Source organism: Janthinobacterium sp. SUN120, from assembly GCF_030397735.1.
Lineage (GTDB): Bacteria > Pseudomonadota > Gammaproteobacteria > Burkholderiales > Burkholderiaceae_D > Janthinobacterium > Janthinobacterium kumbetense.
Genome location: NZ_JAPUBW010000001.1, coordinates 637,006 through 649,700 on the forward strand (window position 1 = coordinate 637,006; position 12,695 = coordinate 649,700).

Genomic DNA, 12,695 nt, shown 5'->3' on the forward strand with positions numbered 1-12,695 from the left:
TTTGTTTGATGCGGCGCAAACAGCTTACGCTTTGGCCTTGCTTTGCTTGATCCAGTAACCGACGCCCAGCGCGGCGAGCCACACGGGGATCAGGTAGACGGAGATGCGCAGGCCCGGCGTCAGGTACATGATCACCAGGATGCCGGCCAGGAACGCCAGGCACAGGTAGTTGGTGAACGGGTAGCCCAGACTCTGGAACAGGGTCGTCTTGCCTTCGATTTTTTTCTGTGCGCGGAAGCGCAGGTGGATCCAGCTGATCATGGCCCAGTTGATGATCAGCGCCGACACCACGAGTCCCATCAGCACTTCGAACGCTTCGCCCGGCATGAAGTAATTGACCACCACGCAGGCGCCCGTCGCCAGGGCCGACACGCCCAGCGCGACCAGCGGCACGCCGCGGCGGTTCAGGTGCAGCAGCGCGCGCGGCGCATTGCCTTGCTTGGCCAGGCCGAACAGCATGCGCGTGTTGCAGTACACGCCGCTGTTGTAGACGGACAGGGCGGCCGTCAGCACCACCACGTTCAGGGCCGTGGCCACCAGATTGCTGTCGAGCGCATGGAAGATCAGCACGAAGGGGCTGCCGCCGGTGACGACGTTTTGCCACGGGTACAGCGACAGCAGGATGCCGAGTGCGCCGATATAAAAGATCAGGATGCGGTAGATGGCCTGGTTGGTGGCGCGCGGGATCGTCGTGCTCGGGTCATCCGCCTCGGCCGCCGTGATGCCGACCAGTTCCAGGCCGCCGAACGAGAACATGATGACGGCCATGGCCATCACCAGTCCCTGCCAGCCATTCGGGAAGAAGCCGCCGTGCTGCCACAGGTTGGCCACCGACGCCTGTGGGCCCGCGTCGCCGGAGGCCAGCAGGTACGCGCCGAAGACGATCATGCCGATGATGGCGACCACCTTGACGAGGGCGAACCAGAATTCCATCTCGCCGAAGGCTTTGACATTCAACAAGCTGATGGCGTTAATCACGCAAAAGAAGACGAGCGCCGACACCCAGGTGGGCACGGCCGGCCACCAGTACTGCACGTAGATGCCGACGGCCGTCAGTTCGGCCATGCTGACGAGCACGTACAGCACCCAGTAATTCCAGCCCGACAGGAAGCCGGGCAGGTGGCCGCAATATTTGTCGGCAAAGTAGCTGAAGGAGCCGGCGACGGGTTCGTCGACCACCATCTCGCCCAGCTGGCGCATGATCAGGAAGGCGATGACGCCGGCGATGCCATAACCCAGCAGCACTGAAGGGCCGGCCATCTTGATGGTTTGCGCGATGCCCAGAAACAGGCCGGTGCCGATGGCGCCGCCCAGGGCGATGAGCTGGATGTGGCGGCTTTTCAGGCCGCGCTTGAGCTCTTGTGGTTCGGTAATCCCGACTGCCGTCATATGTTTTATCCTGTTTTTACGGGGCTGAGGTCGCTGATTCTAAAGCATGAATGGGCAAATCAGGAGCGAAATGCATGTTGCACTGCGGAGGCGCAAGAAAAGCCCCGCATCTTCGCCGAACGGCGCGCAAAACGGCGGCCCAGGCGTCCGCTTTTACGCGCCGGCCGCGACGATGGCCGGTTCGTACATGGCCAGGAACTCGGGCGGCAGGCGGCGCGCGCGGCCGCTGCTCAATTCGATGCAGATCAAGTCCCAGCGTCCGCGCACGACGGTGGCGCCGTCGCTGTCGCGGACCAGCTGGAAGCGCCGCTCCATGCTGGAACGGCCATCGCTGGCGCACAGCCAGGTGGCCAGGGTCAGCGCTTCGCCGGCCCGCGTCGGCAGCAAATAGTCGTATTCGCCGCGGCGTATCGCCATGGCCCGGTCCAGGCGCCGGTAATCGTCCAGGTCCAGCCCCAGGGTGGCCGAATGGTGCCAGGCGATATGCTCGCACCAGCGCACGTAGACGGCGTTGTTGGTGTGCTGCAAGCCGTCGATGTCGCCCGGTTCTGGCGTGACGGGCAGGGTGTGGGCGTGCGGATAATCCCAGTTCAAGAGCATTCCTTTCGATACGGTGGCGGCTGATTGTACGGTCTCGCGGCGCTTCCTGTCTGCGGCGCACGCGTGGAAAAACACTGTTTTTCACATTGATGTATGATGCATCATAATTTGTCAACGATCAGAAACACGCATGAACCATCCATTGGACACTCTGCTGCACGTCAATCTGGGCAAGTCCGTGTACGCCATGCTGCGCGAAGCGCTGGCGGCCGGGCGCTTCCAGCCGAATGACCGGCTGCGCATCCGCGAATTGGCGCAGCAGCTGGGCACCAGCGTCACGCCCGTGCGCGACGCCATGCTGCAGCTGGTGCAGGAAGAGGCGCTGGTGCTGCGCTCGCCGCGCGACTTCCGCGTGCCCGTGCTGAGCGTGGCGCGCTACCTGGAAATCCGCGCGCTGCGGCTGGAGCTGGAAGGCCTGGGCGCGGCGGAGGCGGCGCAGCGCATCGACGCCGCCACCCTGGCCGACCTGGAGCGCCTGCTGCAGGCGAATGAAGAGGCCATCGCGCGGCACGACCTGGCCGCGGCGCTGCAATGCAACCAGGCGTTTCACCTGGGCCTGGCACAGGCGGCCGGCATGCCGACCTTGAAACGCTTCGTCGACCATCTGTGGATGCAGACGGCGCCCCTGATCGCCGCCGGCTATGCCAGCTTTTCGCCCGACATGCGGGTCGGTCACCATCACGCCATCATCAGCGCGCTGCGCCAGCGGGACAGCGGGGCCGCGCGGCGCGCCATCGAGCAGGACATCCTCGACGGCGGCACGCAGATGCTGGCCTACGTGATGCGCCAGGAGCGCATCCACGCCGGCACAACCGAAGAAGACAAGGAAGAACATGACGCACATCAAGCACAAGATTGAACAGAACATGGAACAGAAAACCGCCATCGTCACGGGCGCCAGCCGCGGCATCGGCCATGCCGTCGCGGAACGCTTCCGCAGCCTGGGCTGGAGGGTCATCACCGTCTCGCGCAGCCCGATTCCCGGCGGCTGCCCGCGCAGCCAGGAGCACAACACGCATGTGTGCATGGATTTGTCGGACCTGAGCCAGATCGGGCAGATGGTCGAGACGCTGCGCCCCATGCTGGGCGACGCCAAACTGCACGCGCTGGTCAACAATGCGGGCGTGTCGCCGAAGGGGCCGGGCGGCTCGCGCGTCAATTCGCTCACGACGGACATGCAGACGTGGCAGGAAATGTACAACACGAATTTCTTTGCGCCGCTGGCGCTGACGCGCGGCTTTGCGCAGGAATTGTCGAACGCGCGCGGCTCCGTCGTGAATCTGTGCTCGATCGCCGGCTACCGCGTGCATCCGTTTGCCGGTTCGGCCTACGCCAGTTCGAAGGCGGCGCTGGCGTCGCTGACGCGCGAAATGGCCAACGACATGGCGCCGCTGAACGTGCGCGTCAACGCCATCGCGCCGGGCGAGATCGACACGGCCATCCTGTCGCCGGGCACTTCGCACATCGTCGACACGCAAATCCCCCTGCGCCGCCTGGGCACGACGGCCGAAGTGGCGGACCTGGTGGAGTTCCTGTGCAGCGAGCGCGCCTCGTACATCACGGGCGCGGAAATCCCCATCGATGGCGGCCAGCGTATTTAATTGAAAAGGAAGATCGCATGACACAACATATCGGCATCGTCGGCTGCTCGGCCGAAGGCGCGGCCCTGTGCTACCGCACGATCTGCGAAGAGGGCGCGCATGCGCTGGGGCCATATGAACACCCGGAAGTATCGATGCACACGCCGTCGCTGGCGCGTTACGTGGATTGCCTGAACGGGGGCGACCTGGCAGGCGTGGCCGAACTGATGCTGGCGTCGGCGCGCAAGCTGGCCGCCGCCGGCGCCGATTTCCTGATCTGCCCCGACAACACCATCCACCAGGCATTCGAGCTGATGGCGCCCCGTTCGCCGCTGCCATGGCTGCATATCGCGGACGTCGTGGCCAGCGAGGCGGCGGCCCGCGCTTACCAACGCGTCGGCCTGACGGGCACGCGCTGGCTGGTCGACAGTGCCGTGTATCCGGACAGGCTGGCCGCGCGCGGCATCGCCTGCGTGCGGCCCGGCGAGGACGAACGCAGCGAGATCAACCGCATCATCATGGAAGAGCTGGTGCCGGGCGTGGTCAAGGGGGACAGCGTGGCGCGCTTCCAGGCCATCATCGCCGGCCTGCGCGAGCAGGGCTGCGACGCCGTCATCCTCGGCTGCACGGAGATCCCGCTGATCATCAGCGACGCCAATTCGCCGCTGCCGACGCTCGATTCCACGCGCTTGCTGGCGCGCGCCGCCCTGCGCCGGGCGCTGGAAACCTAGCGTTCCAGCTGCGCCTGCAGCGCGGCCACCACCAGCGCGTGGTCGTCCGCCTGCGCCAGGCCGGAAACGGTGACCGTGCCGACCAGTCCCACGCCGCGTATCAGCAGGGGGAAAGCGCCGCCATGGCCCGCGTACTCGATGTCATCGAGGTATTTCACGTCTTCGAAGGTGCTGCCGCGGCTCTTGTACGAGATGCCCATGTAATAGGAGCTGCGGCAAAAGCGCTGCACCGTGTTGTTCTTGCGGCGTATCCAGTCCGCCTGGTCCGCCGTGGCGCCCGTCATGGCGTGGTGGAACAGGATCTGACCGTTGCGCGTGATGTTCACGGTGACGGCCTTGCCCCGCTTGCGCACTTCCTCGACGATCCATAGGCCCACGGCCAGCGCGGCGTCGTTGTCGAAGCGTTCGAATTGCAGGGATTCTTCCTGTTGCGCCAGGGTTTGCAGCAAGTCGGCGTAATGATCCATCGTGGAGGAGGGCGGTAGTGGCTGGAAGCGCTACTGTAGCGCACCATGGGCCGGCCGCGCGCGCTTTTTCCGTGGCGCGGCTAAAATAACCGGCATGAACCTGTCCCTGTTTGCCGATGAAGACCAGATCCCGGCCGGCCCGGCGCCGCTGGTGCCAGGCTCGCGCGCGTCGGTCCTGCTGCGCGGTTTTGCGCTGCCGTACCTGCACGAGATGCTGCCGGCGCTGGACGCCGTCGTGCTGGCGGCGCCCCTGCGCCACATGGCCACGCCGGGCGGCTTGCGCATGTCGGTTGCCATGAGCAATTGCGGCCCCCTGGGCTGGGTCACGGATGGGCGCGGCTACCGCTACGCGCGGCACGATCCGGTCAGCGGCCTTCCCTGGCCGCCCATGCCGCCCGTGTTCCTGCGCCTGGCGCGGCAGGCGGCGCTGGAGGCCGGCTATCCGGACTTCACGCCCGACGCCTGCCTCGTCAACCGTTATGCCCCCGGTGCGCGCATGGCCCTGCACCAGGACCGCGACGAATGCGACTTCACCGCGCCCATCGTTTCCGTCTCGCTGGGGCTGCCCGCCACTTTCCTGTTCGGCGGCGCGGAGCGGGCCGACAAGGCGGCGCGCATCGCCTTGCTGCATGGCGACGTGGTGGTGTGGGGCGGGGCCGACCGCCTGCGCTTCCACGGCGTGGCGCCCCTGAAGGAAGGCGAACACGCGCTGCTGGGCGCGCAGCGCATCAATTTGACCTTTCGCAAGGCCAGCTGATCCGTCAATACGCCCCATTAATGCAAGGTACTTGCAAATGCGACCGTTTTTCTCCATGATATGCAACTTGTTTGCATATGGAGTGTTCAGCATGAAGCGCGATCCGATTTCCTCGCCCCTGCCCGACGTGGCGGCCGGCCCCCATCTGGGCAATCCCTTGCCGCTCGAGTGGGTCGGCATGCAGGGCATCGCCTTGCCCCTGTGGCTGGAGGAAGGCGGGCAGGCGCAGCAAGTGCATGCCTGGGCCGACGTGCAGGTCGACTTGCCCGACCCGCACGTGAAGGGCATCCACATGTCGCGCCTGTATCTGCTGCTCGACGCGTTCGCCGCCGCGCAGCCGCTCGATGCGGGCGCGCTGGCCGCCGTGCTGCGGCGCATGGTGGACAGCCACGCCGATTGCTGCAGCACGCAGGCGCGCCTGGCGCTGGCGTTCCCCCTGCTGCGGCGCCAGCCGGCGCTGCTGACGGCAGGGCTGTCCGGCTGGAAATCGTATCCCGTGCGCCTGCAGGCCAGTGTTTCGCCGCAGGGCTTTGCCCTATCCTTGACGGTGGAGGTGGGCTACTCGTCGACCTGCCCGTGCTCGGCAGCGCTGGCGCGGCAATTGCTCGCCGACGCCTTCGCGGCGCAGTTCGGCGCGGGCGGCATCGACGGCACGGCTGCGCGTGAATGGCTGCGGGAACACGCGAGCCTGGCCACGCCGCACAGCCAGCGCAGCACGGCGACGGTCACCGTGCCCTTGACGGAACAGGCGGAACTGGACCTGTTTCCCCTGATCGACGTGGTGGAAGCGGCGCTGGCGACACCGCTGCAGACGGCCGTGAAACGGGCCGACGAGCAGGCGTTCGCGCGCCTCAATGGTGCTAACCTGATGTATGTGGAGGATGCGGCCCGCCGCGTGCAGGCGGCGCTGGCGCCATTGGTGCCACCGTATGCGCAGGCGCGTGTTACCGTACGGCATATGGAAAGCCTGCATCCGCACGATGCCGTGGCGCAGGCGGGCAAGCTTGCCGGAGATTGGTAGTCAACCACCGTGGAGGAGGGCAACATGCCGGAGAAAATCGAGCGGGACGTCAACGATGACAGCCTGGAAGAGGAACTGGAGCGCGAACGGCGCGAGCATGCGCTGATCGACGAGGAAAAGCTGGGCATGGACGAGCTGGAAGAGGAGCACCTGAAGCGGGAACGCCAGCCCGGCGGGCCAGCGGGGCGCTAGCGTCTGGCGCGGGAGTCAAGGCGGCGCGATCATCGCTGGCATCGCGCGGCGCTGCCCGGTACAATTTCGCTTTGTCCTGCTCCCCCAACCCCGGAGGCCCATGAAATATCGCGCATTTTTCCCGTTCATCCTCGGCCTGACAGGCGCCGTCCTGGCCGCCTCGCAAGCCCAGGCCGCCACCATCTGCACCGCCATGGCGGACGCCAAAACGGGCACCGTCTTGCTGCAAGAGGGTAATTGCCTCGACCGCGTCACCCCCGCCTCCACGTTCAAGATCGCACTCAGCCTGATGGGCTATGACGCCGGCTTCCTCAAGGACGAGCACAAGCCGACCCTGCCGTTCCGCCAGGGCTATGTGGACTGGGGCGGCGAAGCGTGGCGCCAGGATACGGACCCGTCGCGCTGGATGCAGTATTCCGTCGTCTGGTATTCGCAGCAGATCACGCAGGCGCTGGGCGCCGAGCGCTTCCAGAAATATGCGAAGGCTTTGCGCTATGGCAATGCGGACGTGTCGGGCGATCCGGGCAAGGACAATAGCCTGGAGCGCTCGTGGATCAGTTCTTCGCTGAAGATCTCTCCGCTGGAACAGCTGGGCTTTTTGCGCAAGCTGGTCAACGATCAGTTGCCCGTCAGCAAGCAGGCGATGGAGCAGACGCGCCGCCTGACCCGCCTGGCGGACGTGGGCGGCTGGCAAGTGCATGGCAAGACGGGCGCGGCCTTCCCGCGCAAGGCCGACGGCAGCTTTGACGAAGCGCATGGCTACGGCTGGTTCGTGGGCTGGGCCAGCAAGGGTGAGCGCAGCATCGTGTTTGCGCGCCTGGTGCAGGATGAGCAGAAGGGACAGCAGTCCGCGGGCTTGCGCACGCGCGACGCCATGCTGAAGGAATTGCCGGCCCTGCTGGAGCAGGCGCAGAAGTGACGGCCAGCATCGTCGCCGCCACCTTCATCGCTTCCGACGGCGAGTACCTGGAAGCCGTCATCGAGGTGGAGGGCCAGCGCCTGCACGTGATGGACGAGTTCGGCGGTGGGCAACTGGCCGCCGGCACGCAAGTCCGGCTCGAATTGTGGCCCATGATCAGCGAGCTGGACGATTGGGACGCCATCTTCGGCGCCAACCCCGGCTGCGTAAAGGGCGTGCGCCGGCTCGATGGCTGGCGCTACCTGGCGCTGGGCGTCGTGACCCAGGTCGATCCCGTCATCTGCGATTGCGGCTTGCTGCAGCTGGAAAACCCGTTTACGACGCATGATGCGCGCTGCGTGGGCGCGTACGTGGGCGTCACCCTGGCGCGCCTGGATGCTTGCCTGGCGTAAAATCCGGCCCGCTTTGTTGCCCGCCCTATATACTTGCTGAAACGGATCATCCGGCATCAGACAAGGTTACAAGCATGGCATCAGGCATGGAGCAGTTTCAGGAAAAAGCACGGCAGGCATGGACATGGACGCGCGCGCAAGCCGTGCGCGTGGCGGGAGTGGCGTGGACAAAGGCGGTGGTGCTGTACCGGCGCGGCCACGCGCACCTGATGACCTTGCCGCCCGTGCGGCGCGCGCTGGTGCTGGGGCTATGGTCGTTCCTGGCCGTGCTGGCGCTGGTGATCCTGTACATGCTGCTGCTGATCCCCCTGACACCGAGCATCCACGACTTGCGCCAGGCGCGCGCGGCCGCGCCCAGCACCATGGTCAGTGCGGACGGCGAGGAACTGGCCCGCTTCGACCAGGGCTTGCAGGAACGGGTCACCTTAAAACAGATTTCGCCGAACGTGATCAGCGCGCTGATTTCGACGGAAGACCACCGTTTCTATGAACACCACGGCATCGATTTCACGCGCACGGCGGGCGCCGTCCTGCATACGGCGGGAGGCAACCCCCAGGGCGGCTCCACCATCACGCAGCAACTGGCGCGCAATATGTTCCCTGAGGAAATCGGCCGCTCGCGCAACCTGAACCGCAAGCTGAAGGAACTCATCACGGCGCTCAAAATCGAGGCCACCTACAGCAAGACGGAAATCCTGGAAGCCTACCTGAACACGGTACCCTTCCTGTACAACACCTACGGCATCGAAATGGCGGCCCGCACCTACTTCGACAAGCCCGCGTCGCGCCTCGACATCCTGGAAAGCGCCACCCTGGTCGGTATGCTCAAGGGCACGAATTACTACAATCCCGTCGGTAATCCCGAACGATCCTTGCAGCGGCGCAATGTGGTGCTGGGGCAAATGCGCAAACATGATGTCATCGACGAGGCGCGTTACAGGCAGTTGATCAAGCGTCCCCTGCGCCTGCATTTCGAGCGCCAGAGCGAGCGGGCGCAATCGGACAGCCATTTCACGGCGTATGTGCGCAAGTGGCTGATCGACTGGGCCGACGAGAACGATTACAACCTGGAGCGCGACGGCTTGATCGTGCACACCACGCTGGACCAGGATTTGCAGCAGGCGGCCGAGCGCGCCGTCGAGCGCCAGGCGAATGCCTTGCAGGCGATCGCCGACGTGGAATGGAGCCGCGCCGGCGTGCCGTCATCCACCTCGACAGGCATGTATGCGGGCATGCAGGGCGGCAGCGTGCCATTCGATTATTTCTGGAAATCGCATCCGGCCCTGCTCGACGCCTTCGTGCGCGAGTCGGGCGACTACCGCAAGCTGACGGCGGCCGGCGCCACGCCGGACGATGCGCTGGCGCAACTGAAGGGCGACCGCGCCTTCATGGCGGCCTTGCGCAAGTCGAAGACGCGCCTGGAAGCGGGCTTTGCGGCCATGGACCCGGCCACGGGCGCCGTGCGCGCCTGGGTGGGCAGCCGCGACTTTGCGCGCGAACAATTCGATCACGTGTCGCAGGCGGCGCGCCAGCCCGGTTCCACCTTCAAGCCCATCGTGTATGGCGCGGCGCTGGAAAAGGGCCTGAGCCCCGAGCACGTCTACCGCGATGCCGTGATGGATATCAAGGCGTCCGACGGCACGATATGGCGCCCGACGGACATGAGCGGCACCACGGGGCGCGACATGACCATGCGCGACGGCCTCGTATACTCGAAAAACACCATCACGGCGCAAGTGATGCAGGACGTCGGCTTGCCGCCGATCATCAAGCTGGCGCGCGCGCTGGGCATCCGCGACAGCAAGCTGGAAAAAGTGCCGTCGCTGGCGCTGGGCACCAGTCCCGTCACTTTATTGGAAATGGTCAACGCCTACGCCAGCATCGCGGCCCAGGGCGAGGCGCGCCTGCCGTTCGTCGTCACGCACATCACGGATCGCGAAGGCAAGCTCATCGCCCGCTTCGGCGAAGACAAGCCCAAGCGCGCCATGAAAGAAGAATCGGCGGCCACCCTGACGGACATGATGCGCGGCGTCATCGACCGCGGCACGGGCACGGCCATCCGCAGCCGCTTCGGCATCCGCTCCGACGTGGCGGGCAAGAGCGGCACCACGCAAAACAATGCGGACGGCTGGTTCATCCTGATGCATCCGGAACTGGTGGGAGGCGCCTGGGTGGGTTTCAATGACGCGCGCGTCACCATGCGCAGCAATTACTGGGGCCAGGGCGGCCACAATGCCGTGCTGGTGGTGGGCGACTTCTTCAAGACGGCGCTCGACACGGGAAAACTGTCGCGCGACGCCATCTTCCCCGGCGGCAAGCCGCCACCGCCGCTGCGCCACGTGGAGCCGGTCGACGAGCCCGCGGACGAACCCGTGGAAGAGCCGGGCGATTTGCTGCAGGAAGGCGCACCGGCCGCGCCGCTGGCCATGCCGGCCGAAGGCGAGGGCGGACAGGAATCGCATGGGAAGGCGGTGCCGGAGGCGGCGCCTGCGCCTGTTCCGCAGCCTGCGCCCGTGCCCGTGCCGCAGGGTTAAAAGGATCCAAGGGAGCATCCCATGCTTAAAAAACTGCTGCCGTTGATGCTGTGTTGCGCACTTGATTCCTCTGCGGAAGAATTGATCCAGGTCGGTTCGCCAACGGGCTATATTGAGCTAGCTCAAGTCGTCGAGAGCTCTTCCCTGGTGGCGCGGGTGACGGTCGTGTCCGCGACGGTGGTGCCGCACGAGGATGCTGCGGATGGGAAACACTGTGGCATTGTCTACCGGGCAAAAGTCGTGCAGGCATTGAAGGGCAGCCAGGACGGTGATGTGCAGTTTTTCCTGCCTGTGGAGACTTCTCCTCTCCAAGCGGGTCTCAAGTACCTGGTGTTCTTGGAACATCGAAACGAGCGCCAGGCCAGAGACCTCTTTGCGTCCCTGAACGTGGCCTTGCCTTATGCAGAAAGCAAGCGTTTGAAGTGTAAATTTCCAGCGGGATATTACGTTTCCCTGCATGCGGCCCCCCTGGTATTTGATGCAGATGCCGGGAGACAATTTGGTGGTGAGTGGCTGAGCCTGGGAAGAGGCGGGGTGCCATCGGGCCTCGTGCTTTGCGAAGTACCTGTAACCAATAGCGCTAACGTGGAAAGCCGGCACCATCGACAAAAAAAATCCGGCGGCGCGGTGGTCAGCTGGATTGAAATGGCCCGCCTGATCAAAAGGGCCGATGGCGTGTTGAGCTTCTTGAACAGGGGACTCGATGCGTGCGGCCAGTAAGCCGTGCCGCCGCCCGTTCCAGTCTCGGATTTAGGGCGTATTGCGCCTCAACCCCGCTTGCCGCACGAACACTTGCAGCGCGGCCATGGTCTGCTCGTGCAGCGCTTGCAGTTCCGCTTCCAGTGCTGGCGTGACGGCCAGGCTGCCATCCGCCTGCCGGCGCACGGGCAGGCCCAGCGCTTGCGCCATTTCTACCGGGTAATTCGTGAAGTTGCCATACGGCCGCTTGCCGTCCACGGACGGGGTGGGCCAATAGCCTTCTGCCAGGTAGTCTTCCGCCGCCATGCCCAGCATTTCCAGCGGCATCCACGCCTGTTGCCGCAGCAGCGTCAGGTGCCGCGCGGTCAAGGTGAACGGCGTTTTGGCGTTGGCATAGCTGCCCGGCTTCAGGTCGGCCATCTGCACGAAGTGGGGCAGCAGCAGCGATGCTTCCATCAGGCGCTGCGCGGCCAGGGCCGCATCCTTGCCGGCGATCGCTTGCATGGCCAGTTGCAGGGTATCGCCATTGCCCAGCGGGTGCTCCGGATTGAGCATGGGCGCGCCGCTTTCCACGGGCGACCAGCCGATGTTGAAGCGCCGTATCAGCGCCAGGTGGTGCACATTGAGCACCTTGGGCAGCGGAGCGTCGAGGGTGGCCAGGATGCGCTGGCGCACGGCGCGCGGCAGGCCGTCGTCGGCCGCGCGCGCGAGCATGGGCGAGCACAGCAGGGCGCTGGCGAGGCGCAGCAGTTGGCGCCGCAGGGGCTGGACCAGGTCCGGCATCACGGCGCCGTCAAGTCCTGGCGCTGGAATTCGATGCGGTTTTCTTGATAAGCCCACTTGGTGTAGGGGCCGAACACGCGCCGGTTTTCCTTGCTGTCGGCATTCGACACTTCGCGCTTCATGCGCCGCACGAGGGCGGGGTCCGTGAGCGGCGCCGTCGTGGCGGCGAACACGTCGTGCCGCACGCTCTGTTTCGCGTCGGCGCCGCGCGAGATGATGGTGAGCTTGCGCGAGGCGGGATCGAAGTACACACGCATGGCGAAGGTATTCATGTCCTGCAGATATAGGCCGTCGTCGCGCTGCTGGGCATAGAAATAGTCGCCGCAGACGGCTTTCGGCTCGCGTTTCCACTCGCACGACAGGACGATCATCAGATGCTGGTCATCGAGTTGCTTGACCGAAATGCGTCCCTTGGAATAGCCCCAGGTGCTGGCCGGCACGGTCGCCGACGAGGCCAGGTTGTAGTCGCCCACGAGTTTGGTCAGGGGAGCTTGCGCCGAGGCGCCCGCGCAGAAAGTAAAGGCGGCGGCCGCAAGGGCGCCTTGTAACTTGGAAAAGGATGTCATGATGGCCATAAAGAAAAGTTGCCATATTATAGATGGCAACTTGCCAAGATGGCCGCGCGCTTGAA

15 protein-coding genes are annotated in these 12,695 nt (G+C 65.2%); 10 read left to right on the forward strand and 5 right to left on the reverse strand.

From position 1 onward, the window contains the following. Window positions 1-24: 24 nt before the first annotated feature. The gene (locus O0879_RS02755; RefSeq protein ID WP_289914511.1) at window positions 25-1,389 is read right to left on the reverse strand and encodes an amino acid permease; all 1,365 of its coding nucleotides are present in this window, start codon (window positions 1,387-1,389) and stop codon (window positions 25-27) included. 153 nt (window positions 1,390-1,542) lie between these two features. Beyond that, entirely contained in the window at window positions 1,543-1,983 is a 441-nt protein-coding gene (locus O0879_RS02760) for a thioesterase family protein (RefSeq protein ID WP_289914513.1), read from the reverse strand. A gap of 136 nt (window positions 1,984-2,119) precedes the next feature. Here O0879_RS02760 and O0879_RS02765 point away from each other — a divergent pair, with 136 nt between their 5' ends. Genes O0879_RS02765 through O0879_RS02775 form a run of 3 tightly spaced genes read left to right on the forward strand, consistent with a single transcriptional unit; the run spans window position 2,120 to window position 4,300 of the window. Continuing rightward, entirely contained in the window at window positions 2,120-2,848 is a 729-nt protein-coding gene (locus O0879_RS02765) for a GntR family transcriptional regulator (RefSeq protein WP_289914514.1), read from the forward strand. Beyond that, window positions 2,823-3,590 (forward strand): SDR family oxidoreductase, encoded by a 768-nt coding sequence (locus tag O0879_RS02770; RefSeq protein WP_251348468.1) that lies wholly within the window; start codon window positions 2,823-2,825, stop codon window positions 3,588-3,590. The genes O0879_RS02765 and O0879_RS02770 overlap by 26 nt, the downstream gene beginning before the upstream one ends. 17 nt (window positions 3,591-3,607) lie before the next feature. Further along, a complete protein-coding gene (locus O0879_RS02775; protein WP_289907111.1) occupies window positions 3,608-4,300 on the forward strand; it encodes an amino acid racemase in 693 nt (230 codons plus the stop codon). Here the strand turns inward: O0879_RS02775 and O0879_RS02780 are convergent. After that, complete coding sequence (locus tag O0879_RS02780; RefSeq protein WP_034786432.1) at window positions 4,297-4,767, reverse strand: heme-degrading domain-containing protein; 471 nt, start codon at window positions 4,765-4,767, stop codon at window positions 4,297-4,299. The two genes, O0879_RS02775 and O0879_RS02780, sit on opposite strands and share 4 nt — an antisense overlap. A 94-nt stretch (window positions 4,768-4,861) precedes the next feature. Between O0879_RS02780 and alkB the strand changes: the two genes are divergently transcribed. From alkB to O0879_RS02815, 7 genes are all read left to right on the forward strand, one after another. Then, the gene (gene alkB / locus O0879_RS02785) at window positions 4,862-5,524 is read left to right on the forward strand and encodes a DNA oxidative demethylase AlkB (RefSeq protein WP_289914515.1); all 663 of its coding nucleotides are present in this window, start codon (window positions 4,862-4,864) and stop codon (window positions 5,522-5,524) included. 91 nt (window positions 5,525-5,615) lie between these two features. Beyond that, complete coding sequence (gene folE2 / locus O0879_RS02790; protein ID WP_289914516.1) at window positions 5,616-6,545, forward strand: GTP cyclohydrolase FolE2; 930 nt, start codon at window positions 5,616-5,618, stop codon at window positions 6,543-6,545. A 24-nt stretch (window positions 6,546-6,569) separates the two neighbouring features. After that, window positions 6,570-6,737 (forward strand): hypothetical protein, encoded by a 168-nt coding sequence (locus tag O0879_RS02795; protein WP_289897666.1) that lies wholly within the window; start codon window positions 6,570-6,572, stop codon window positions 6,735-6,737. A gap of 100 nt (window positions 6,738-6,837) precedes the next feature. Then, entirely contained in the window at window positions 6,838-7,656 is an 819-nt protein-coding gene (gene blaOXA / locus O0879_RS02800) for a class D beta-lactamase (RefSeq protein WP_289914517.1), read from the forward strand. After that, window positions 7,653-8,048, forward strand: a complete 396-nt coding sequence (locus O0879_RS02805) for a hypothetical protein (RefSeq protein ID WP_289914518.1) — start codon at window positions 7,653-7,655, stop codon at window positions 8,046-8,048. The genes blaOXA and O0879_RS02805 overlap by 4 nt, the downstream gene beginning before the upstream one ends. An 86-nt stretch (window positions 8,049-8,134) precedes the next feature. Continuing rightward, window positions 8,135-10,582, forward strand: coding sequence for a transglycosylase domain-containing protein (locus tag O0879_RS02810; protein WP_289914519.1), 2,448 nt, complete (start codon window positions 8,135-8,137; stop codon window positions 10,580-10,582). 21 nt (window positions 10,583-10,603) lie between these two features. Next, the gene (locus tag O0879_RS02815; protein WP_289914520.1) at window positions 10,604-11,302 is read left to right on the forward strand and encodes a hypothetical protein; all 699 of its coding nucleotides are present in this window, start codon (window positions 10,604-10,606) and stop codon (window positions 11,300-11,302) included. Window positions 11,303-11,332: 30 nt separating this feature from the next. On the opposite strand, the gene O0879_RS02820 is transcribed toward O0879_RS02815, so the two are convergent. Both O0879_RS02820 and O0879_RS02825 read right to left on the reverse strand, forming a co-directional pair. Beyond that, on the reverse strand, window positions 11,333-12,064 hold the full coding sequence (locus O0879_RS02820) for a hypothetical protein (RefSeq protein WP_289914521.1): 732 nt from the start codon (window positions 12,062-12,064) through the stop codon (window positions 11,333-11,335). Next, entirely contained in the window at window positions 12,064-12,630 is a 567-nt protein-coding gene (locus tag O0879_RS02825; protein WP_289914522.1) for a hypothetical protein, read from the reverse strand. Before O0879_RS02825 ends, O0879_RS02820 begins: the two co-directional genes overlap by 1 nt. Between the last annotated feature and the right edge of the window lie 65 nt (window positions 12,631-12,695).

Coding starts and splice junctions, on each gene's coding strand:
- O0879_RS02820 (WP_289914521.1), bottom strand. CDS start 12,064: ATGCCGGACCTGGTCCAGCCCCTGCGGCGCCAACTGCTGCGCCTCGCC.
- O0879_RS02825 (WP_289914522.1), bottom strand. CDS start 12,630: ATGACATCCTTTTCCAAGTTACAAGGCGCCCTTGCGGCCGCCGCCTTT.
- O0879_RS02815 (WP_289914520.1), top strand. CDS start 10,604: ATGCTTAAAAAACTGCTGCCGTTGATGCTGTGTTGCGCACTTGATTCC.
- O0879_RS02780 (WP_034786432.1), bottom strand. CDS start 4,767: ATGGATCATTACGCCGACTTGCTGCAAACCCTGGCGCAACAGGAAGAA.
- O0879_RS02775 (WP_289907111.1), top strand. CDS start 3,608: ATGACACAACATATCGGCATCGTCGGCTGCTCGGCCGAAGGCGCGGCC.
- O0879_RS02810 (WP_289914519.1), top strand. CDS start 8,135: ATGGAGCAGTTTCAGGAAAAAGCACGGCAGGCATGGACATGGACGCGC.
- O0879_RS02755 (WP_289914511.1), bottom strand. CDS start 1,389: ATGACGGCAGTCGGGATTACCGAACCACAAGAGCTCAAGCGCGGCCTG.
- O0879_RS02795 (WP_289897666.1), top strand. CDS start 6,570: ATGCCGGAGAAAATCGAGCGGGACGTCAACGATGACAGCCTGGAAGAG.
- alkB (WP_289914515.1), top strand. CDS start 4,862: ATGAACCTGTCCCTGTTTGCCGATGAAGACCAGATCCCGGCCGGCCCG.
- O0879_RS02770 (WP_251348468.1), top strand. CDS start 2,823: ATGACGCACATCAAGCACAAGATTGAACAGAACATGGAACAGAAAACC.
- blaOXA (WP_289914517.1), top strand. CDS start 6,838: ATGAAATATCGCGCATTTTTCCCGTTCATCCTCGGCCTGACAGGCGCC.
- O0879_RS02765 (WP_289914514.1), top strand. CDS start 2,120: ATGAACCATCCATTGGACACTCTGCTGCACGTCAATCTGGGCAAGTCC.
- folE2 (WP_289914516.1), top strand. CDS start 5,616: ATGAAGCGCGATCCGATTTCCTCGCCCCTGCCCGACGTGGCGGCCGGC.